Source organism: Rhodococcus yananensis (assembly GCF_020515525.1).
GTDB lineage: Bacteria > Actinomycetota > Actinomycetes > Mycobacteriales > Mycobacteriaceae > Rhodococcus > Rhodococcus yananensis.
In genome coordinates, this window is record NZ_JAIYEP010000041.1 from 1 (window position 1) to 21609 (window position 21609).

Here is a 21609-nt window from a genome sequence, read left to right on the forward strand (position 1 = left end):
CACGGGTGTCGTCCTGACCCGGACTCACGCGTGGACCGCGTCTCGGCGGCGCACCCGGGCCTCACACTCCGACGGGTGCCGGCTCCGGTACGGCACCGCGCACCGGGGTGGGTGCCGTCGGGGCGGGGGCTGTCGGGGTGGGGGCTGTCGGGGTGGGGGCTGTCGGGGTGGGGCGACGCACCAGCGCGACACCCACGTAGGCGACGAGGGACACGATCGCGGCGAGGAAGGTCGTCCACCCGTCTGCGCCCGCACCCACCAGGGTGTTGGGGACGTGGAGCAGGGTGTTGTCGACGCCGTAGATGGTCGGGGTGAGGACGAAGAACACGACCCGTACCCCGATCCCGGCGACCGCGGCCACCGCGACGGCCACACCGTCACCGCGTGTCCAGAACAGTCCGAGTACGAACGGCACCACGAGCGACGCGAGCAGCAGGTCGAAGGTGAGCGTGAGCAGGATCCCGGTCTGCGGGACGCGCAGTGCCACGAGCGCACCGAGCGCCGCCATCGGCAGCATCGCCCAGCGGGTGGCTTTCATGACGTCCGACGACATCGCGGCGTGTTCGCCACCAACGCGGAACACGTTGCGCACCAGCACTGTCGCGGTGGACAACAGGATTCCGCTGACGGTGGTCAGGGATGCGGTGACGAGACCGGAGAGCACGAGGATCGACAGCCACTGCGGAGTGTACTGGCCGAGCAGCACGTACAGGATCGGCGCGTCGGTGGCACCGTCTCCCACGATCGACACCGCCGCGAGTGCGACGAACGACAACGGGACGCACAGCAGCAGGATGCCGGTTGCCGCAGAGAAACAGGCGCGCTGCGCGGCGCGCGGTGACCGCGCCGAGAACACACGCTGCATCAGGTCGATCGCGACGAGGTTTCCGAGGCCGAGCGCGACGATCGTCGCCCAGTTGATCGCGGCCCCCTGCATCGGGTCGGTGAGCTGCCCGAAGTCGGTGAATCCCGACCCGTCGGGGTGCGAGAACCCCGCGCCGAACGCAACCCACACCAGCAGCGACACGATACCGACGGCCATGACGGCGAACTGCACGATGCCGGTGTAGACCGACGCGAACATGCCGCCCGCCATCGTGTAGGCGACGACGAACGGGACGACGACGAGCACCGCGACGGTGTAGTCGATGTGCACGAAATGCTCGAGCAGATACCCGAGCGCGACGAGGTTGCCCGCGAGCAGGATGCCGAAACTCGCAACGGTGAGCGCGGAAGCGGTGATCTCGGTTCCCCGACCGAACCGTTGCGCGAAGTACTCGGGCAGCGTCACGACACCGGTGGCGCGCAGTCGTTTCGCGAAGAACAGGCCGACGAGCAGGAGCGCGACCGCCATTCCGAGAGGCATCGCGGCTCCGGCCCAGAAGCCGAATCCCGCGGCGAGGTCGGCGCTGCCGAGTGTGGCATTGGAATCCACCACCTGCGACATGAGCAGCACCGCGAGGACGGGTGCCCCGAGGGACCGCCCGGCGAGCAGGAAGTTCCCCGCGTCGCCGCGGACCTTGCGGGTGGAATGGAAGCCGACGCCCAGCAGTACGACGAGGCACACGGCGACACCGAGGATGATCATGGGTTGCTCCGGACGGTCGGGAGGGGACGACGTGAGCGCTGCGCTGCGCTGCGTGTCCGATCCGGGAGGATGAAAGGTCAGGCTCCGCCGGCTTGCCAGCGGGCACGTTCCTGCGCGAATGCGGCGGACTGCACCGTCCGGAACGCATCGATGGATGCGGTGTTGCGGTCGAGGAAAGCGCGGTGGTCGGCGAGGGAGAACGCGCCGTCGGTGATCTGCACTCCCCCGCCGCGACCGGCCGCGAGATCGGCGCGCAGATCCAGGAGTTCGTCGGGTTCGACGGGGTACCACGAGATGCGGTCGAAGAACCGCAGCAGCCACGGGGTTCCGTCGTCGAACGGCCCGGCGGACTGCGGGTGCCGATGGTTCCACACCTGGGTGGTGCGCCCGACGAACTGGTAGCCACCGGGACCTTCCATACCGTAGATGCACAGGTAGGCACCACCGATCCCCACCGCGTTCTCCGGGGTCCAGGTACGAGCCGGGTTGTACTTGGTGGTCACGAGCCGGTGCCGCGGGTCGAGAGGTGTCGCGACGGGTGCGCCGAGGTAGACGTCGCCGAGCCCGAGCACCATGTACTCGGCCGCGAAGACGGTGTCGAAGACATCGGCGACGGTGCCCAGTCCGTTCATGCGGCGGATGAACTCGATGTTCCACGGGCACCACGGCGCATCCGAACGCACCCCGTGCATGTAGCGTTCGATGGCCTCCCGGGTGGCCGGATCGTCCCAGGACAACGGCAGGCGCACGTGCCGGCTCGGCACCTCGAGATCGTTGCTGTCGCCGATGCCGTCCTCGATCTCGCCGAGCAGACCGAGCAGGGACCGCACCGGCAGCACATCGGGGTCGACCTTGACCTGCAACGACCGAATACCCGGGGTGAGGTCGAGCAGGCCGTGCGGCCGCTCGGCGTCGAGCCGTCGATGCAGCGCGTGGACGCGGGCACGCAGCGCCAGATCCAGTGTCATGTCGCCGTACTCGACGAGGACGTTGTCGTCGCCGCTGCGCCGGTAGGTCACCGCCGTGTGGCCGTCGCGGCGCGCGAGCACACCGTCGTCGCCGTCGCCCCCGGACGAACCGACGAACGGCAGTCCGGCACGTCGCGACACGTCCAGGGCGCGACGGGACGCCGCCCGCGCGGCGCGCACGGGTACGAAGCGGACCGTGTCGCCGGGGGCGAGCTGCCCGAGTTTCCAGCGGTCGGCGGACACCACCGTCACCGGGCACACGAAGCCTCCGAGGCTGGGTCCGTCCGGTCCGAGCAGGATGGGGGTGTCGCCGGTGAAGTCGAGCGCCCCCACCGAGTAGGCGTTGTCGTGGATGTTCGACGGGTGCAGGCCCGCCTCTCCCCCGTCGGCGCGTGCCCACTGCGGCGTCGGCCCGACGAGGCGCACACCCGTGCGGTCGGAGTTGAAGTGCACCTCGTAGTCGGTGTCGTACAGCGTGTCCATGTCGACGCGAGTGAAGAATTCCGGTGCGCCGTGCGGACCTTCGGTGACGGCGAGCTGCCAACGGGTGACGAGCGCCGGGATGTGCTCCGACGGCACGCCGGTGGCGGTGCGGGACGTGGCGGTGCCCACGACCAGCACGTCCGATTCGTGCAACGCTCTCCCCTCGTGGCCCCCGAACCTCCCGAGCGTGAACGTGGCGGTGCTGCCGAGGAATTCGGGGACGTCGAGTCCGCCCTGCACGAGCACGTACACGCGCAGTCCCGGACCCGTCACGGTCCCGACGTCGAGGACGCCGCCGGCGGGAACGGTGACGGGACGCCATTGCGGTACGACGTTCCCGTCGACACGCACGGCGACGGAGGCTCCGGTGACACACACGACGGTGGTATCGGTGAACCGCAACGACGGTCCGGCCATGGTGGATTCGAGTCCGGGTGCACCTTCGTCGTTGCCCAGTGCGATGTTGCCGAGGCGGAAGGACAGGTCGTCCATCGGCCCCGACGGTGGAACACCGATCTGCCAGTAGCCGACGCGCCCCGGATAGTCCTGCACGGTGGTGAGCATGCCGGGACGTTCGACAACGATCTTCGTGGTCATCGTGACTCCGGTCGGGTGACGATCATGCGCACCGGGGTGGGATCGAATCCGTTGCAGGGATTGTTGATCTGCGGGCAGTTCGACACCAGGACGAGCACGTCCCGGTCGGCGCGCAGCGCCAGTCTCCTGCCGGGCGCCGAGCGCCCGTCGACGATACCGAGGGTGCCGTCGGCCTCGACGGGCACGTTCATGAAGAAGTTGATGTTGGAGACGAGATCGCGTTTGCCCAGACCCCACCTCGCGCCCTCGACCAGGAAGTTCTCGACGCACGCATGCTGATGCTTCGTGTGATGCCCGTAGCGCAGGGTGTTCGACTCCTGGGAGCAGGCACCGCCGACGGTGTCGTGGTTGCCGACCTCGTCGGCGACGAGCGTCATCAGCGCGGTCCCGTCGGCGTCGCGCAGCATCGAACCGGTGGTCAGGAACAGATTCTCCTGTGCGGCGACGGTCGCGGCGGCGCTGTAGCGGGACGAGGTGTCGTGCGCGTCGTAGACGAGGGTGTCGACGGCCTGGTTGCCGTCGAGATCGACGACGGTGAGGACGTCGCCCGCGGCGACGACGGTGGACCACGGGCCTCGACGGCCGACCGTCTCGTCGAGGACGACGGTGCCCGGGACGAGCGCGGGGGTGGCGACGACGGTGGTCATGTCAGTTCTCCGTTCCGTGTTCTGCTGCACCCCGGGCGTCCTCGGTGTTGAGGACCGCGCGGTGGTACTCGGGGTCGTGGTCGGTGCGGTCGAGCAGTGCGTCGAGGTCGGTCGGGGCCCGCCACGCCGTCACCTCGAGGGTGGTGGTCGCGAACGTCGGGGCCGGGTCGAGGGGGTGCGCGGTGTTCGCGATCAGCACGATCAGCGGCAGATGCGTGAGCAGATCGACGTACGCACCGGCACCGGCGGTTCCGATGCTCGTGAGCGTGCCGTCGCCGGCGACCCGCACACCGTGGAAGAACGACAGCGACGGCGGGAGGTCGCGCGGTGCGAGGTCGTGTTTCGCGGCGGCGACCGTGAACAGGGCACGCCCCGCCGGCGACGACGAGTGCACCTCGCCCGCTCCGTACTTCGCGGTGTTCCCGGCGACGTGTGTGGTGCCGCAGAGCGCATCGTGGTGACCGGAGGTGTCGGCGACGACGGTCGCGAGTACACGCCCCTGATCCGAGAGCAGCGGATGCCCCGCTCCGGGATATGCCTGCCAGGGCACCTTCACGGTGTCGGCGACGTTGAGCCGCTCGTGTGTGGCGTCGGCACGGAACAGGAGGAGGTGGGCGCACGCGGAGCCGTCGAGGTCGCGCAGCCGCAGCCGGGTTCCGCGCGCGAGGACCTTGCTCGTGTACCGGCCGCCGGGGACGGTCTCCGCCCAGGTCATCGCGGAGGAGCGGCCGCCGGGCGCGGTGGGCCACGCCGAGGCCGGCACCGTGGGCATTCCGTCGGTGACGGTGCCGGCCTGAGCGCGGGCGTGGTCGCGGGCGGCGTGGGTGGTGGCGGTCGTGAGGGTGTCGGTCATGACGCTCCGATCCGGACGGCGGGAAACTGTCAGCCGACAGTTTTCCGAGCCGTCGTCTTCGGCGGATGACACGCATGTAACGACTCCGTGGCCGATGTTTCCGTCCCGTGTCGATGAGCTCACACCGAAACCCTCGCTACAGCAGAGGCACTCGCTGTGCCAGGGTGTATGCGTGAGTACAGCACGCCCCGGACGTCCCCGGCTGCACGAACCCCGACGTCCCGGCGACACCGCGCGAGCCGAGATCCTCGACGCCGCCGCCGAACTGTTCAGCATCCGCGGTTTCACATCGACCACCACCCGCCGGATCGCCGACGCCGTCGGCATCCGCCAGGCCTCGCTCTACAACCATTTCGCGACGAAGAACGACATCCTCGTCGCGCTGCTCGACGACACCATCGCCCCCACGATCGAGTTCGACACGAGCATCGGCGACAGTGTTCCCGCCGCGGTGCACCTGTGCGCGCTGGCGTGGTTCGACGCGGCCCAACTGTCGGCGGGGCGGTGGAATCTCGGAGCCCTGTACACCCTGCCCGAGTTGCGCGAGGAGCCGTTCGTCGAATTCCGCGAGCGACGTCGACGGCTCGCGCAGCGCTACCGGAACCTCGCGGTCGCGGTACTCGGTGTCGACGACCCGCGCGCCGATCTACCGTTCCGGCTCGTCGAATCGGTCATCGGTATCCGAGCCGATTCGCCCCGCGTCGACGCGGGGTTGCCCGAGGTGCTCGCCGTGGCGGCGCTGCGGGTACTCGGTGTGGACGATCCCGACATCGTGCAGCGGGCGCGCGCCCTCGCACACCCCCCTCGTGCGCACTTCTGGTAGCCGGGGCTACCAGAAGTGCGCACGGTCAGAGGCGGTCGCGGTGGGTGTCGGGTGGGGTGTGCTCGGCCCCTTCGAGCACGCTCACGTTGTGCTTCGCGCTGCCGAACCCGACGTGCGACTCCGCACGCATCCGCTCCGACATGTGCGGGTAGTGCAGCTCGAACGCGGGACGCTCCGACCGGATGCGCGGCAACTCGGTGAAGTTGTGCCGCGGCGGCGGGCAGGACGTGGCCCACTCGAGGGAGTTGCCATAGCCCCACGGATCGTCGACCGTGACGACCTGGCCGTACCGGTAGCTCTTGAACACGTTCCACACGAACGGCAGCGTCGAGGCACCGAGCACGAACGCACCGATCGTGGAGATCGTGTTGAGCGTGGTGAACCCGTCGGACGGCAGATAGTCCGCGTAGCGGCGCGGCATGCCCTCGTTGCCGAGCCAGTGCTGCACCAGGAAGGTGGTGTGGAAGCCGACGAAGGTGAGCCAGAAGTGCCACTTTCCGAGTCGTTCGTCCATCATCCGCCCGGTCATCTTCGGGAACCAGAAGTAGATCCCGGAGTACGTGGCGAACACGATCGTGCCGAACAGCACGTAGTGGAAGTGCGCGACCACGAAGTAGGAGTCGTGGACGTGGAAGTCCAGCGGCGGGCTCGCGAGGATGACGCCGGTGAGGCCGCCGAACAGGAAGGTGATGATGAAACCCACCGCGAACAGCATCGGAGTCTCGAACGAGATCTGACCGCGCCACATCGTGCCGATCCAGTTGAAGAACTTCACGCCGGTGGGGATCGCGATCAGGAACGTCATGAACGAGAAGAACGGCAACAGCACCGCGCCGGTCGCGTACATGTGGTGCGCCCACACCGCCACCGACAACGCAGCGATCGCGAGGGTCGCGTACACCAGGCCCGAGTAGCCGAAGATCGGCTTGCGACTGAACACCGGGAACACCTCGGTGACGATCCCGAAGAACGGCAACGCCACCACGTACACCTCGGGATGACCGAAGAACCAGAACAGGTGCTGATACAGGAGCACACCACCGGTCGACGGATCGTAGATGTGACCGCCGATGATCCGGTCGACCAGCGCGCCCATGAACGCCGCGGTGAGCAGCGGGAACACCAACAGCACCAGGATCATCGTGATGAAAACGTTCCAGGTGAAGATCGGCATCCGGAACATCGTCATGCCCGGCGCGCGCATGCACACCACGGTGGTGATCATGTTGACGCCGCCGAGGATCGTTCCCAGACCCGTGACGGCGAGCCCGAGGAACCACAGGTTCGCACCCACCCCCGGCGCGTGGATGGCATTGGCGAGCGGCATGTACGACGTCCACCCGAAATCCGGTCCGCCACCGGGGGTGATGAGGCCGCCGAACACCACCAGCGCGCCGAACAGGTACAGCCAGTAGCTGAAGGCGTTCAGACGCGGGAAGGCGACGTCGGGCGCGCCGATCTGCAGCGGCAGGATGTAGTTGGCGAACCCGAACACGATCGGGGTGGCGTACAGCAACAGCATGACGCCGCCGTGCATGGTGAACAGCTGGTTGTACTGCTCGTTGGACAGGAACTGCAGGCCGGGCACCGCGAGTTCGGTGCGCATCAACAGCGCCATCAACCCGCCGGCGAGGAAGAAGCTGAACGCGGTGGTGATGTACATCAACCCGAGCGTCTTCGGGTCGGTGGTGGTGATCAGCCGGTAGAGCACCTCCCCCTTCTTCGCCCGGCGGGGTGGGTACGGTCGCGTCGACCTCGCCTCGACGACCACCTGACTCATGCCGACCTCCTCGACGCGCACCGGACCGCGGCTGTCGCCGACGGATGCCGAGGCGACCCGTCGCGTGGGCGGTCGCGGCTGCATCCACCGGTTTCCCCACCGTAGACCCGCCGTCCGCGGCGACAAGGCGATTCGACGGATCCGGGGACGTTCGTCCCCATTGCCGCTACCGGAGCCACCACCGGATCGCACAGCAACGCCGAATGGTGATCACTGCGGGAAATTCACCGCCGTGATCACCATTGCGCGCAGTTTCGTCCCACACGACGCGGTTTTGTCCACAGGGGTCCGATTCATCCACAGGCGACCGGAAATCGCCGGCGTCGCGGCGGTTTCCCCCACAGCCTGCGGCACCATCGCGTCATGGGCCATCCACGAGCAGTGACGAGAACGCAACTCCTCGCCTCCGGACGGTCGCCGTTCGAGGTGAAACGCGACCTCCGCGCGGGTGAGTTGGTGCCACTCGCCCACGGGGTGTACCTGCCGCGCGCCGACTACGACGCGCTCGACGACGTCGGTGTGCACAGGGTGTGGGCGCGACACGTCGGGTCCACGCTCGGCCCGGCCGCCGCGATCAGTCACGTGTCGGCGGCGATCCTGCACGGCGCACCCGCCTGGAACGTTCCGTTGGACCGCGTCCACGTGTCCAGGCCACACGGTTGGCGCCTCACGAAGAGCCTTCACGCACACGCCGCCCGGTGGTCCGACGGGGACATCGTCACCGTCGACGGTGTCCCCGTGACGTCGCCGGCGCGCACGGTGGCCGATGTCGCCCGGTCGCAGCCGCGTGCGCAGGCGGTGGCGATCGGTGACGCGCTGCTGCGTATCGAACCCGCGGCCCGCTCACTGCTCGGGCAGGCGCTCGAATCCACAGCCGGGCTGACCGGTGCCGCGCGCGCACGAAGCGTCGCGGGCTTCGTCGACGGGCGCAGCGAGAGTGTCGGCGAGTCGCTGTCGCGGGTTCGGATGGCGGAGTACGGGCTCCCGCGCCCCGACCTGCAGCGCGAGCTCGTCGCCCGTGGCGGGCGCCGGTACCGAGCCGACTTCTTCTGGGAGGAGTTCGGGATCGTCGGGGAGTTCGACGGCGCAGGCAAGTACCACGACCGTCGCGACCTCGTCGCCGAGAAGTTCCGGGAGGACGCCCTGCGCGATCTCGGGCTCGAGGTGATCAGGTGGAACTGGGCGGAGCTGGATCACTTCGACGTCGTCGTCCGGCGCTTCGACCGTGCCGTCGACCGGAGTCGTCGTCTCGCGGTACCGCAGAGCAGCGCTCGATGGTGATCACTGCGGGAAATTCACCGCAGGGATCACCATTGCGCGTGGTTGTTCGACCCCGGGGAGACGGTGCCGACGACGACGCGCGGGTCGTGCTCGAGCGGATCCGGATCCGCGTCAGCGTCCGGCGCTCTCCACCACCACGCGGTGATAGTCCTGGATCTGCTGCTCCGGGCCGACCTTCGACTCGGCTGTGGCGTAGCCGGTCAGCGACAGCGGAACGTCGTCGGCGACTGCGGCGTACACGACGTCGGATCCCGACATGAACACGACGAGTCCGTCGGCGCCGGCGCCGGGCAGCCCGCTCCACGTCGTGCCGGATGTCCCGAGCACGCTGTTCACCTCGCTCTCGAGGATGGGAACGCTGAAGTAGTACATGCGATCCCACGTACCGGGGTCGACACCGGCCGAGCGTGCGACCTCGCCGACGGTCGATTCCTGTCCCGACACGAAGACGTCCTCGAATCCGCTGTCGACGGGGGAATCGGCAACGACCGTCACGGTTCCTCCCCCGCACGCCGCCAACCCGAGGACGGTGACACCGAGGATCCCGAGCCTCCCCGATACGAGCATCGATGTCACGTGTGTTTCTCCCGTCGAGTCGGTGTTCGTTCAGCAGACCGCGTGGACGCTAACACCGGCCCCGGAGGCGAACCAGTGAACGGAGTCACTATCGAAAAGCGCGATCACACGTATTCGCGATCGCCCGGACCGGCCTGTGCGACGTCACAAACTTTCGACGTCATTCCTGTGACGTGAGCTCGGCGATGTCGGTGTGGAGCGCAGCCTGCAGCATTCCGATCGACGAGGTCACGTCGTCGAACTGGTCGCCGACGGCGTTCGCGTTGTCCGTCGACAGCTCACGTATCCCCGACCGTCCGATCAGTTCGTCGATGCGCTCGTCGAGCCCGGCGGTGCGCTCGGCGACCTCGACCATCCTCATCCGCGCATCGGCGCGCCCCAGGAGATCACCGATCCGCGCGAGCGCCGCCACCCGGCCCTGGAGTTGCTCCCACACGGGGCCCAGCGCGGCGATCCGCGACTCGAGCCCCGACCGCGCCTGCGGCGCCATCCGCATCGCGTCGGCCAGTTCGGCCATCAACTCCCGCAACGCGGCGGTGTCGGTCGCGATCTGCATCAACTCGTCGGTGACGTCGAGTTGGGCACGCTGCACCGCGAGATGATCCGAGCCCCACACCCGTGAGGCCAGGATCCGGTCGTGCAGCGAGCCGGCGAGGAACAGCAGGGTGTCGTAGCGGTCGGCGAACCGGTCGTCGTCCTCGGGCATCCGGCTCGTGAGCGCGTCCGCGGCGCGTCGGCCCAGTTCGGCAGCCGGGGTGTTCTGCGACCACCGGACGGTGCGATCGCGTGCGACGCCGAGCGCCGACGCCCGCACCCGGTCGAGCGTCGCGTCGGGCAGCGGCGCGGGTGTCGCCTGCAGCGCCGCGAACAGCGCGTCGCGCTGCGCGAGTTCGAGGTGTGTGCCGTCGCGGCGCGCCCGTCGCACCGCACGCACGGACTGCGCGTAGTGCCGCGTGGAGTGCACGAACGCCTGTCGCGCGGCGTCGATGCGGCGCGCGAGGTCGCCGGCGCGACGGTCGAGGACGAGTCGGGCGACCCCGGGCCGCTGCCGGGCCGCGCGGGCGGCAGCACCGCGCTGTTCCTCGGTGAGGATGCGCAGTTCTCCGTATCCGCGCTCACCGATGCGGCGGTCGCCGAGTGCCGCCGACCCGGGTACGGACAGTCCGGTGCGGTGTCGGGCCGCGACGACGGCCCGGACGGATTCGTCGAGGCGCCCGGCGGCGACGGTGACCGCGGCGAGGTCGGACAGCGGCGGTAGGTGTCCGTCGATCCGGCAGTGCGCACAGTAGTGCCGTACCTGCGCGGACAGTCGCTCCCTGCGGTCGGCGGCGTCCGCCGCGCGGGTGTCGGGTCCGGTGGGGTCGCCGGGACGGCCGCTCTCACTCATCGGGATCTCCTCGCTGTTCCGCCACCCACTGTCCCAGAAATCGGTCGTCCCGGACATCGGCAGCTCGCGCCGGCTCGGTGCATTCCCCAGTGTCCACCCCGGGCCGTCCACCCCGCACCCGCGACGTGGCCGTTCGGCCCCATCCCGGTCACTTCGCTTGAGTGGATGCCGCATTCGACTTCCGTGACCGATGTCACAGCGGGAGATCGGGTGCGGGAACGGTACCTCGCACGCAGAATCCCGGGCGGTCGCCCGGATCGACGAAATCGCTTACCCCCCAGCGGATCAGAGACCTCGAAGGCCGTTCACCGCGGAGTCACCCGAAAAGCTACCCGCGGGTGTTACCGAAGGGTACGAGCAGGGCCCGAAACGCCTCCGTCCGGCGCCCTGAGCTCGGCCGATGCGAATGCATTTGTCGCACAGCCGGTCCCGATGGGTCGACGGGCGCACTCCCGGCCGCGAACGGAAAACGTGACAAACCCTCATGTTTGCTCCATGCTGTTACCCGGAAGGACCACCCGAAACCAGGGGGCATCGCCGTCGACGACGACCGGCGCGGGTTTCGACGGGACGGTCCGACCGCACCCCCACGGCGCCCGGGGCAGGGCCCACGGGCGGGTGTCCGACACGCATGCCCATGTCGACCACGAGGAGCCGACCGATACATGCTTCCGCTCGCGTTATCAACCCGTGACGTGACGCGGACTATCGGCTAGTTTCGGTTCCTCGCTGGGGTGGAGCTTCGACGCGCGCTGCAATGCGCACAACCATGGAGAACGGTGGCAACGAGTATGTTCAAGCGGATCGCAGTGGTCAATCGCGGTGAGGCGGCTGTACGCCTCATCCGGGCCGTCCGGGAGCTCAACTCCGAGCACAACTACGACATCAGGACGGTCGCGCTCCACACGGACGCCGAACGCCGCGCCATGTTCGTCCGACAGGCCGACGAGGGCGTGCCCCTCCGACCGTCGGCCACTGCCGCGACGTCCTACCTCGATCACGCCGAACTCGAGCGCGCCCTCGTCGAAGCGAAGGCCGACGCCGTGTGGGTCGGCTGGGGCTTCGTCGCAGAGGACCCCGCGTTCGCCGAGCTCTGTGCCCGACTCGGCATCACGTTCATCGGCCCCTCCGCGGACGCGATGCGTCTGCTCGGCGACAAGGTCGAGGCCAAACTCCTCGCCGAGAAGGTCGGCGTGCCGGTCGCCCCCTGGTCCGGTGGTCCCGTCGCCACCCGCGCGGACGCGCGGCGGCACGCCCAGGCCATCGGCTACCCGCTGATCATCAAGGCCCGATCCGGTGGTGGCGGCCGCGGCATCCGCAAGGTCTACGCCGAGGACGAACTCGAGCTGGCCCTCGAACGCACCCAGGGCGAGGCCGAACGTTCCTTCGGCGACCCCGTCGTGTTCATCGAGCGTCTCGTCACCGACGCCCGCCACGTCGAGGTCCAGGTCATCGCCGACAACCACGGCAACGTGTGGGCTCCCGGCGTACGCGACTGCTCGATCCAGCGCAAGAACCAGAAGGTCATCGAGGAATCCGCGTCACCGCTGCTCACCGACGAGCAGTCCGACCACCTGCGTGCCGTCTCCGCCGATCTCGTCCGCGCCGCCGGATACAGCGGCGCCGGCACCGTCGAATACCTCTACCAGCCCGACCTGAAGATCTTCACGTTCCTGGAGGTCAACACCCGCCTGCAGGTCGAGCACCCCATCACCGAGGTCACCACCGGAATCGACCTCGTCAAACTGCAGATCCTCGTCGCGGCCGGTGAGACCCTGCCCGGCGACTGCCCGCCCGAGTTCGGTCACGCCGTCGAGGCCAGGCTCAACGCCGAGGACGCCGACAACGGGTTCGCCCCCGCCCCCGGCACCGTTCAGCTGCTGAAGTTCCCGCTCGGATCCGGGCTGCGCGTCGACACCGGCATCGCCCAGGGCGACGTGATCCCGCCCGACTACGACTCCATGGTCGCCAAGATCATCGCGTGGGGTCGCGACCGCGACGAGGCACTCGCGCGTCTGCGCACCGCCCTGCGCGAGACCACCGTCGTCCTCGACGGCGGCACCACCACCAAGTCGTTCCTGCTCGACCTGCTCGACCGCCCCGAGGTCGTCGACGCCGACGCCGACACCGGTTGGCTCGACCGCACCGGCGTCGGCACCGCGACCGGCCCCACCAAGGTCGCCGACGTCGCACTCGTCGCCACCGCCATCGACGTGTACGACGCCGACGAGGCCCGCGCCCGCGCCGCGTTCTTCACCTCCGCGCGCGGCGGCCGACCCCGCGCCCAGCACACCGCCGGCCGCAAGATCGAGCTGAGCTACCAGGGCCAGGCATACGAACTGTTCGTCGGGCAGGTGGGCCCGCACCGCTACCGCGTCGACACCGGCGACCACGAGATCGACGTCGAGGTGGATCGGCTCGGCGACTACGAATCGCGGCTCACCCTCGCCGGCCGCCGGCACCACGTCGTGTCCATCGCCGGACCCGCCCACTTCCTCGTCGAGGTCGACGGCATCAGCCACCAGATCAGCCAGGACGAAGCCGGTGTCGTGCGCACCCCCGCGCCCGCCGTCGTGGTCGCGGTGCCGGTGACCGTCGGCGACGAGGTCGAGGCCGGACAGACCCTCGTCGTCCTCGAATCCATGAAGATGGAGACCGCGGTGCGCGCACCGTTCGCCGGCAAGGTCCGCGAGATCCTCGCCGTCGTCAACGCGCAGGTCGACGCGGGTGCACCGCTGCTGCGCGTCGACCAGATCGCCGAGGAGACCGTCACCGAGACCGTCGACCGCGTCGAGTTCCCGTCCCCCACCTCCGTGCAGGACGACGACGCCGTCGCCGCCGCCCGCACCCGACTCGACGTCCTCGAGGCGCTCATCACCGGCTACGACGTGCCCGCCGACCGCACCGCCGCGCTCGTCGCCGACTACGACCGGCTCGTCGCCAGCGCCGGCTCCTGCGACCTGGTGCGTGCCGAGTTGGCGCTGCTCACCACGTTCGCCGACGTCTGCGAGATCTCCCGTAACCGCCCCACCCACGCGGAGGAGAACAGCGACGACAAGGTGCACAGCCCCCGCGAGTTCTTCCACGGCTACCTGCAGTCGCTCGACGTCGAGGTCGGTGGGCTGCCCGACAGCTTCCGGTCGCGGCTGTCGCAGGCGCTGCGGCACTACGACGTCACCGATCTCGAGCGCACACCCGAGCTCGAGGAAGCCGTGTACCGCCTGTTCCTCGCGCAGGAGCACATCGAGGCGCAGGTTCCGGTCGTCACCGCGCTGCTCGACCGGTGGCTCGAGAGCGACGACACCGGGATCGGGGTGTCGCACGAACTCAACGAAGTCCTCGACCGCCTGATCGTCGCCACCCAGGTGCGTTTCCCGGTGATCGGTGACGCGGCCCGCAACCTGCGCTACCGGTTCTTCGAGGAACCGGTGATCCGCAAGGCCCGCGAGCAGGTGTACGACGGGGTGCGCGGTTCGCTGGCGCACCTGGCGGAGCACCCGCAGGCCGCCGACTACGCGCAGCGCGTCGACGCGCTCGTCGCCACCCCGGAGCCGCTCATCGACCTGCTCGCCCAGCAGATCACCCGCCCGGAGACCGTGCCCGGGCCGCTGCTCGAGGTGATCACCCGCCGCGCCTACAAGATCCGCACCCTCGAGGACGTGCAGGCCCGGATCGTGGGCGGCCGACAGTTCGTCACCGGCAACTTCGATCTGCGCGGCGACCGCCTGTACCTGATCACGACCGAAGCCCCGCACGCCGACCTCGCGTCCGCCCTCGACGACGTCGAGAACTCCGCGAAGACGCTGCCGAGCACCGAGAACCTCGTCGTCGACCTCTACCTCGCGTGGGACGACGCGCCCACCGACGCCGACGCGCAGGCCGACGCATTGCGGTCGGTGCTCGCCGCCCGCGAGATCCTGGCGACCGCCCGGCGCGTCACGGTCACGGTGTGCCACACGGACAATGCCGAGGAGCACGTCTTCACGTTCCGCCCCTACGAGTCGGGGTACGCGGAGGAGAGCAACATCCGCGACATCCATCCGCTCACCGGGCAGCGTCTCGACCTGTGGCGCCTGAAGAACTTCGACGGCACCCGGCTGCCCGCGAACCCGGACACGTACCTGTACCACATCGTGGCGCGGGACAACCCGTCCGACGAGCGGTTCGTCGCCCTCGCCGAGGTCCGCGACCTCAACCCGCAGCGTGACGAGAGCGGTGCGATCGTGAGCCTGCCGGCGTTCGAACGTGCTCTCGCCAGCTCCCTCGACGGCCTCCGACGCGCCCAGGCGGCGCGCGGTGGACGACGCCTCGACGCCAACCGTGTGGTGCTGTTCGTCTGGCCCGTCGTCGATTTCGCGTACTCGGACCTCGAGCGGCTCGCCCGCAACGCGGCACCGCTGACCGTCGGCGCCGGCCTCGAGGAGATCACCGTCATCGGGTGGCTCAGCGAGAGTCACGACCGGCCGCCGCGGGAGGTCGCGCTGCGCTTCTCGTACCGCTCCGGGGCCGGCGTCGTCGTGCGGTTGACGGACCCGCCGAAGGAGCCGCTCAAGCCGCTCGACGAGTACACCCAGAAGGTGCAGCGTTCCCGCGCGCGCGGCACCGTCTACCCGTACGAGCTCGTTCCGATCCTCACCGGTGAGAACGGCAGCTTCGTCGAGTACGACCTCGACGAGCGCGGGAAGCTCGTCGCCGTCGACCGCCCGTACGGTCGCAACACCGCGGGCCTGATCGTCGGTGTCGTCACCACCCCCACCGCCCTGCATCCCGAGGGCATGACCCGCGTCGCGATGTTCGGCGATCCCACGAAGGCCCTGGGCACCGTCGCGGAAGCGGAGTGCTCCCGCGTCGTCGCCGCGATCGACCTCGCCGAGAAGCTCGGTGCGCCCGTCGAATGGTTCGCGCTGTCGTCCGGTGCGACGATCTCCATGGCGTCGGGCACCGAGAACATGGACTGGGTGTCGCGGGCGCTGCGTCGCATCATCACGTTCACGCAGGACGGCGGCGAGATCAACGTGATCGTCACCGGCATCAACGTCGGTGCCCAGCCGTACTGGAACGCCGAGGCGACGATGCTCATGCACACCAAGGGCATCCTGGTCATGACCCCGGACAGCGCGATGGTGCTCACCGGCAAGCAGTCGCTGGACTACTCCGGCGGTGTGTCGGCGGAGGACAACTTCGGTATCGGCGGGTACGACCGCGTCATGGGCCCCAACGGCCAGGCACAGTACTGGGCACCGAACCTCACGACGGCCGTCGAGGTGCTCTTCGGTCACTACGCCCACGCGTACGTCGCGCCGGGTGAACGGTTCCCCCGTCAGGCCCCGACCACCGACCCCGTCGATCGTGACGTGCAGGTGTATCCGCACGTGCATCCGTCGAGCGACTTCACGACGGTCGGCGACATCTTCTCGTCCGAGACCAACCCGGACCGCAAGAAGCCGTTCGACATCCGCACCGTGATGCGCGCCGTCGTCGACCAGGACCACGGCGTGCTCGAGCGGTGGGCCGACATGGCGGAGGCCGACACCTCCGTCGTCTTCGACGCACACCTCGGTGGGCATGCCGCCACCGTGATCGGCATCGAGTCGCGGGCCATCCCCCGCAAGGGCTGGTTCCCGACGGACGGCCCCGACCAGTGGACGTCGGGCACACTGTTCCCGAAGTCGTCGAAGAAGACGGCCCGCGCCATCAATGCGGCGAGCGGAAACCGCCCGCTCGTGGTCCTCGCGAACCTGTCGGGCTTCGACGGCTCCCCCGAGTCGCTGCGCAACATGCAGCTCGAATACGGGGCCGAGATCGGCCGCGCCATCGTCAATTTCGACGGTCCCATCGTGTTCGTGGTGGTCTCCCGCTACCACGGCGGTGCGTTCGTGGTGTTCTCCGGAGCGCTGAACGAGAACATGGAGGTACTCGCCGTCGAGGGGTCGTTCGCCTCGGTGCTCGGTGGCGCTCCCGCCGCAGCCGTGGTGTTCACCCGCGACGTGAACAAGCGCACCGCAGGTGATTCGCGCATCGTCGAACTCGAAGCCCAGATCGCCGCCGCGGACGACGGCGAGAAGGCCCGTCTCGGAGTGGAACTCGCCGCGATGCGCACAGCGGTACGGTCGGAGAAGCTCGGCGAGGTCGCCGCCGAGTTCGAAGCCATCCACAACATCCAGCGCGCCCAGGAGGTCGGTTCGGTGCACCGGATCGTCCCGGCCGCCGAACTGCGTCCGCAGATCATCGCAGCGCTCGAGCGGGGTATCGCCAAGACCCTCGCCTGACCGCCCGTACACCCGAGCCCCGCATCTCCCCGAGGTGCGGGGCTCGGGTGCGTCCGTAGGCGTATGCGTCCGCCTGCCGTGTGCGTGGCACGGGTCAGTCGAGAGTGCGGATCCAGGTGATCAAGGCGTTCGCGACCTCGTGGGGCACCTCGGGTATCAGGGCATGACCGCTACCGGGGATCAGCACCGTCGTCACCAACTCCGCGCCGAATTCGTCGACGAGCTCGGTGCGGCTCTCCGGGGGCCGGAAGACGTCGTCGGCCGCCTGCAGGTCGAGCAGCGGTGCATGCGCGACCGGCCACCACGATTCCTTGTCGGTGGCCGCCATCGCGGCCCGCTGCAGTTCGATCGCGTCCGGCCACCAGCCGTCGAGCCACACCGACGGATCGTGTCCGTCGGCGAAGAACACGGCGGCGAGGTGCTCCAGTCGCTCACCGTCGGGCAGGGACGTGTCGGAGCACTTCGCGACCCGTTCGGTGAGCGACGCGGGGAACCGGCGGGCACCGGCGGCGAGCACCGCCACACCGCGCACCGACTCGGGGTGGTCGGCGTCGAGAACGCGAGCGACGTAGTGCCCGAACGCATGTCCGGCGAGCACTGCGGGAGCCGCGTCGAAGTGGGTGAGGACGTCGGCGACGTCGGTTGCGAGGTCGTGCAGGTCTGCGCCGGCCGTATGCCCGCGACTCCGCCCGACACCGCGCAGCTGGGGGCGCAGAGCCCGGTATCCGGCGGCGGCGAGGTCGTGCGCGACGGGGTCGAACTCGTACGAATCACGGCCCAACGACGGCAGCAGCACGACGACGGGACCGTCGCCGTCGATCTGCACTTCGAGCTCTGCCGTCCGCGTGGCCACCATCTGCGTCTGCGTCACGTCTCGCATCCTGTCGGGTGCACGTCACACACGCCGAACATCGACGGAAACGTCGCTACGCACAACTTCTGTGCGCAACATCACACCCGCCCGGAGAGGGACCTTCGTCGGTGCGGAGCAAGCCCAACGGCGGTCGCTCGCGGAGGTCGGCGTGGCACGGAGTGCGCCCGATTGATGCATCGAATGCCACTAATCCCGGCGGATCGTCCGGAGTTCCAAACATACTGTCGGCCAATAGTTTATCCATGGAACAACCGCACCAACAAGATCGATCGGGCGCGCGCACGCAACATACTGACCGCACAGTAATACTCTGGGCCACCACGACTTCCGGCCGATTCACGCAAAACACCCACGGATACCCGAGCGAACAGACGGCATGTCCGTACCCATCGGTAACCAACATCAACATCTCTGAATACTTTATCCCCCAACGCATTACCCGTGCTTCATGCGTGCGTCACCGCTCCGCTACCCCGGTACAGAGCACATGACAACGACGGCCCGGTGCTGCATCATGGTTGGCGCAGGGAATTGCCGGAGCAGCGCAGCACGGCAACACATCAAGCGGGGGAACAGTTCTCGCACTCGCACATCACCGGGATCGAGCACGCGCAGGGCGTGTTCGATACGTCGTGACGATCGCCAGCCAGAGGAGACCACAATGACCAGCACCGTCGAGCCCACCACCCAGTTGACCCAGGGCAGCAAGCTGCGCGGCCGCGTCGCCTTCGTGACCGGCGGAACCCGGGGTATCGGCAGCGCCATCAGCCGCAGCCTCGCCGGCCAGGGCGCCACCGTCGCAGCGGGATACGGGCGCAACACCGCCCAGGCCGACCAGTTCCTCGCCGAACTGAAGGCCACCGGCCAGGACGGCGCGCGCTACTCGGTGCACAAGGGCGATGTCGCCGATGCCGACGACTGCCGACGCACCATCGACGAGGTCATCGCCGAGCACGGCCGCATCGACATCCTCGTCAACAACGCCGGTATCACCATCGACCGCACGGTGCTGAAGATGGAGGACTCCGACTGGGACACCGTGCTGAACGTCAACCTCTCCGGTGCGTTCTACCTCGCGCAGGCCGCCCTGCGACACATGCTCGAGCGCGGCACGGGTCGCATCGTCAACGTGTCGTCGGTCATCGGCGAGACCGGCAACATCGGTCAGGCCAACTACGCGGCCTCCAAGGCCGGACTGTTCGGTCTGACCAAGACCCTGGCCAAGGAAGCCGCCTTCCACCTGGGCAAGTCGGGAAAGCTCGCCGGCAACGACATCGGCGTCACCGTCAACACCATCACCCCCGGCTTCGTCGCGACCGAGATGGTCGAGACCATTCCCGAGCGTGTGCTCAGCCGCATCACCGACTCGATCCCCGTCAAGCGTCTCGCAGATCCGCAGGAGATCGCCCGCGTCGTCCACTTCCTCGCCGCGGATGCGTCGGGTTACATCACCGGTCAGGTGTGGGGCGTCAACGGCGGACTCGACATGTGATCGCCTACACACAGACTCACCCGAACGAACGGTCCCACGCCTCATGCAGCCTTTCGAACTCAACCGGCACGGACGGATCGTGTTCCCGTCCAATTTCTTTCCCGAACTCGACTTCTCGACCATCACCAGCGTCGACCACCTCGACGCGGTGATCCGGCGGGACTTCGACACCAAGGCTCCGACGGTGTCGGAGATCCTCTCCCGGCACGCCCAGGGCGTCTACCGCTCCAAGTTCGAGTTGATGCGCGACGTCGCCCTGAACATCTTCTGGGCAAACCGATTCGCGCTCACGATGTTCGAGAAGCGCGCAACCCGCTGGGCGGATGTCCCGCGCGGTCGCGACGATCTGTTCATGCCGATCGTCACCCCGTGGCCGGAGTCGACCCAGCGGATGGCGGAGGTCGAATCCGCGTACCGGGGACTCCCTGCCGCGTGGGACGACAACGCCGAGGATGCCATCTTCTCACGCCTGTTCGATGTCTTCGCCGCACGCAAGCACATCGCGGGCGACCTTCCGACCGTCAAACCCACTGTCGGACAGCTTCTCTCCGATACCGAGAACGTGACGATCCGGCTCGGCGCCTACGATCCGAACTTCCCGCTGTTCGGCTACGACGAGATCCTCGACTACGACGCGGATGTCGCCGAACTCGAGGCTCTCGGCCGGTGGTCGATGGTGCTGCACAACCAGCAACCGTGGGATCGCAAGCAGATCGAGCTCGTCTCGGTCGACGAGCTGCGTGACGACGACTACGTGGTGGTGTTCCATCCCCGCGACCGCGAGGTCCAGCGATTCATCACCCGCGCGATGTCCGGTCGCGCAGGCACGGCCGTCGGGTTCACCTCACCCGAGCCCGTCGAACCGGCGGCACCCTACCCCGCCGTCGACGTGCGCAGCGAGTTCGCGGTCCGACCCCGCATCGACGCGATCGCCGTCGCGCACGGCGACCAGGTGTGCACCAACGAGGACCTGATCCGCAACTCCGCGTACAACTGGTCGCCGATGACGGCCGACGAGATCGTCGCGAAGACCGGAATCGAACAGCGCCGCTACACCTCCGGCACGTTCGAGGATCTGGCGCTGTCTGCGGCACGGCAGGCGGTCGAACACGCGAACGTCGGCCCCGAGAACATCGGCGCCGTGATCGTGTGCACGTGCACGAGCGGGAGGCTCATCCCGTCACTCGCCACGTGGATCTCCGGTGAGCTGGGAATCGCGCAGAGTCACGCGTCGTTCGACCTGATCGCCGCGTGCGCCGGCATGCCGTACGGTCTCGCCGAGGCCACACGGATCCTGCAGCAGGTCCGTCGCCCGGTGTTGGTGGTGTGCGTCGAGAAGTTCTCCGACAAGATCGGCAGCGTCCGGCCGTCGCGGATGATCTTCGGCGACGGCGCCGCCGCCATCGTCGTGTCGCCGGCCACCGAAGGCGCCGAGCCCGACATCGAGTACTTCAACAGCTACGCGAGCGGACCGACCAGCCAGGTCAACTCGATCATCTGGCCGAACCCGGACTTCGACAATGCGATCACCGTGTACGGACCGGAGGTGAAGTCGCTCGCGGGGCGGTACCTGCAGCAGATGCTCGACGAGATCGCGGCCCTGCCCGCGCCCGCGGGCACCGAGGGTTCGCTGCTCGAGAGCATCGATCTGATCGTGCCGCATCAGGCGAACAAGACGATGATCATCGAGCTCGCGGCAGCGGCCGGCCTGAGCGCCGACCGGTTGTACTTCAACATCGAGACCGTCGGGAACGCATCGTCGGCGAGTATCCCGCTGGCCATTCACGACGCGGTCCGCGACGGTGTGATCGACCGGCCCGTCCGTATCTTCGCGCCCGGTTTCGGGGCGGGTGCGGTCGCCGGATACACGGTGATGCGGGTAGATCCATCGGTCGTCGTACCGTTCCGTCACGCGGACGAGCACGCAGAGATCGATCCGGCGCACGGAACGCCGTCACCCGACGACGTCGAGCTCGCGTTCCACTGACCCC

At 68.6% G+C, this 21609-nt stretch carries 13 protein-coding genes; 5 read left to right on the forward strand and 8 right to left on the reverse strand.

Features of this window, described 5'->3' with window-relative positions:
* Positions 1 to 61: 61 nt before the first annotated feature.
* The 4 genes from LDQ05_RS11545 to LDQ05_RS11560 all read right to left on the reverse strand — a co-directional run bounded on the left by LDQ05_RS11545 (position 62) and on the right by LDQ05_RS11560 (position 5136).
* A complete protein-coding gene (locus LDQ05_RS11545; protein ID WP_226437106.1) occupies positions 62 to 1588 on the reverse strand; it encodes a high affinity choline transporter 1 in 1527 nt (508 codons plus the stop codon).
* A 77-nt stretch (positions 1589 to 1665) separates the two neighbouring features.
* The gene (locus tag LDQ05_RS11550) at positions 1666 to 3636 is read right to left on the reverse strand and encodes a 5-oxoprolinase/urea amidolyase family protein (protein WP_226437107.1); all 1971 of its coding nucleotides are present in this window, start codon (positions 3634 to 3636) and stop codon (positions 1666 to 1668) included.
* On the reverse strand, positions 3633 to 4283 hold the full coding sequence (locus LDQ05_RS11555) for an urea amidolyase associated protein UAAP2 (RefSeq protein ID WP_226437108.1): 651 nt from the start codon (positions 4281 to 4283) through the stop codon (positions 3633 to 3635). Before LDQ05_RS11555 ends, LDQ05_RS11550 begins: the two co-directional genes overlap by 4 nt.
* 1 nt (position 4284) lies before the next feature.
* Positions 4285 to 5136 carry an urea amidolyase associated protein UAAP1 gene (locus tag LDQ05_RS11560; RefSeq protein WP_226437109.1) on the reverse strand — a complete coding sequence of 284 codons (852 nt, stop codon included), beginning with the start codon at positions 5134 to 5136 and terminating at the stop codon, positions 4285 to 4287.
* Between the two features lie 172 nt (positions 5137 to 5308).
* Between LDQ05_RS11560 and LDQ05_RS11565 the strand changes: the two genes are divergently transcribed.
* Positions 5309 to 5959 (forward strand): TetR/AcrR family transcriptional regulator, encoded by a 651-nt coding sequence (locus LDQ05_RS11565; RefSeq protein ID WP_226437110.1) that lies wholly within the window; start codon positions 5309 to 5311, stop codon positions 5957 to 5959.
* Between the two features lie 25 nt (positions 5960 to 5984).
* Here LDQ05_RS11565 and ctaD read toward each other — a convergent pair whose 3' ends face one another.
* On the reverse strand, positions 5985 to 7739 hold the full coding sequence (ctaD, locus tag LDQ05_RS11570) for an aa3-type cytochrome oxidase subunit I (RefSeq protein WP_226437111.1): 1755 nt from the start codon (positions 7737 to 7739) through the stop codon (positions 5985 to 5987).
* Positions 7740 to 8102: 363 nt separating this feature from the next.
* On the opposite strand from ctaD, the gene LDQ05_RS11575 reads away from it, so the two are divergent.
* Positions 8103 to 9020 (forward strand): PDDEXK family nuclease, encoded by a 918-nt coding sequence (locus LDQ05_RS11575; RefSeq protein ID WP_226437112.1) that lies wholly within the window; start codon positions 8103 to 8105, stop codon positions 9018 to 9020.
* A 111-nt stretch (positions 9021 to 9131) separates the two neighbouring features.
* Here the strand turns inward: LDQ05_RS11575 and LDQ05_RS11580 are convergent, their stop codons facing one another.
* Together LDQ05_RS11580 and LDQ05_RS11585 are read right to left on the reverse strand one after the other, a co-directional pair.
* A complete protein-coding gene (locus LDQ05_RS11580) occupies positions 9132 to 9596 on the reverse strand; it encodes a hypothetical protein (RefSeq protein ID WP_226437113.1) in 465 nt (154 codons plus the stop codon).
* 160 nt (positions 9597 to 9756) lie between these two features.
* A complete protein-coding gene (locus tag LDQ05_RS11585) occupies positions 9757 to 10983 on the reverse strand; it encodes a hypothetical protein (protein WP_226437114.1) in 1227 nt (408 codons plus the stop codon).
* Between the two features lie 791 nt (positions 10984 to 11774).
* Between LDQ05_RS11585 and LDQ05_RS11590 the strand changes: the two genes are divergently transcribed.
* Positions 11775 to 17252, forward strand: a complete 5478-nt coding sequence (locus LDQ05_RS11590) for an ATP-binding protein (RefSeq protein ID WP_226437133.1) — start codon at positions 11775 to 11777, stop codon at positions 17250 to 17252.
* Positions 17253 to 17346: 94 nt separating this feature from the next.
* Here the strand turns inward: LDQ05_RS11590 and LDQ05_RS11595 are convergent, their stop codons facing one another.
* The gene (locus LDQ05_RS11595; protein WP_372461082.1) at positions 17347 to 18132 is read right to left on the reverse strand and encodes an alpha/beta fold hydrolase; all 786 of its coding nucleotides are present in this window, start codon (positions 18130 to 18132) and stop codon (positions 17347 to 17349) included.
* Positions 18133 to 18787: 655 nt separating this feature from the next.
* Here LDQ05_RS11595 and LDQ05_RS11600 point away from each other — a divergent pair.
* Both LDQ05_RS11600 and LDQ05_RS11605 read left to right on the forward strand, forming a co-directional pair.
* Complete coding sequence (locus LDQ05_RS11600) at positions 18788 to 19618, forward strand: beta-ketoacyl-ACP reductase (protein WP_226437115.1); 831 nt, start codon at positions 18788 to 18790, stop codon at positions 19616 to 19618.
* A gap of 43 nt (positions 19619 to 19661) precedes the next feature.
* Positions 19662 to 21605, forward strand: a complete 1944-nt coding sequence (locus tag LDQ05_RS11605) for a 3-oxoacyl-[acyl-carrier-protein] synthase III C-terminal domain-containing protein (RefSeq protein WP_226437116.1) — start codon at positions 19662 to 19664, stop codon at positions 21603 to 21605.
* Positions 21606 to 21609: the final 4 nt, after the last annotated feature.

Bases quoted from the DNA above. Each gene is read 5' to 3' on its own strand.
- LDQ05_RS11600 (WP_226437115.1), top strand. From the start codon at position 18,788: ATGACCAGCACCGTCGAGCCCACCACCCAGTTGACCCAGGGCAGCAAG.
- LDQ05_RS11595 (WP_372461082.1), bottom strand. From the start codon at position 18,132: ATGCGAGACGTGACGCAGACGCAGATGGTGGCCACGCGGACGGCAGAG.
- LDQ05_RS11605 (WP_226437116.1), top strand. From the start codon at position 19,662: ATGCAGCCTTTCGAACTCAACCGGCACGGACGGATCGTGTTCCCGTCC.
- LDQ05_RS11545 (WP_226437106.1), bottom strand. From the start codon at position 1,588: ATGATCATCCTCGGTGTCGCCGTGTGCCTCGTCGTACTGCTGGGCGTC.
- LDQ05_RS11585 (WP_226437114.1), bottom strand. From the start codon at position 10,983: ATGAGTGAGAGCGGCCGTCCCGGCGACCCCACCGGACCCGACACCCGC.
- LDQ05_RS11560 (WP_226437109.1), bottom strand. From the start codon at position 5,136: ATGACCGACACCCTCACGACCGCCACCACCCACGCCGCCCGCGACCAC.
- ctaD (WP_226437111.1), bottom strand. From the start codon at position 7,739: ATGAGTCAGGTGGTCGTCGAGGCGAGGTCGACGCGACCGTACCCACCC.
- LDQ05_RS11555 (WP_226437108.1), bottom strand. From the start codon at position 4,283: ATGACCACCGTCGTCGCCACCCCCGCGCTCGTCCCGGGCACCGTCGTC.
- LDQ05_RS11575 (WP_226437112.1), top strand. From the start codon at position 8,103: ATGGGCCATCCACGAGCAGTGACGAGAACGCAACTCCTCGCCTCCGGA.
- LDQ05_RS11590 (WP_226437133.1), top strand. From the start codon at position 11,775: ATGTTCAAGCGGATCGCAGTGGTCAATCGCGGTGAGGCGGCTGTACGC.
- LDQ05_RS11550 (WP_226437107.1), bottom strand. From the start codon at position 3,636: ATGACCACGAAGATCGTTGTCGAACGTCCCGGCATGCTCACCACCGTG.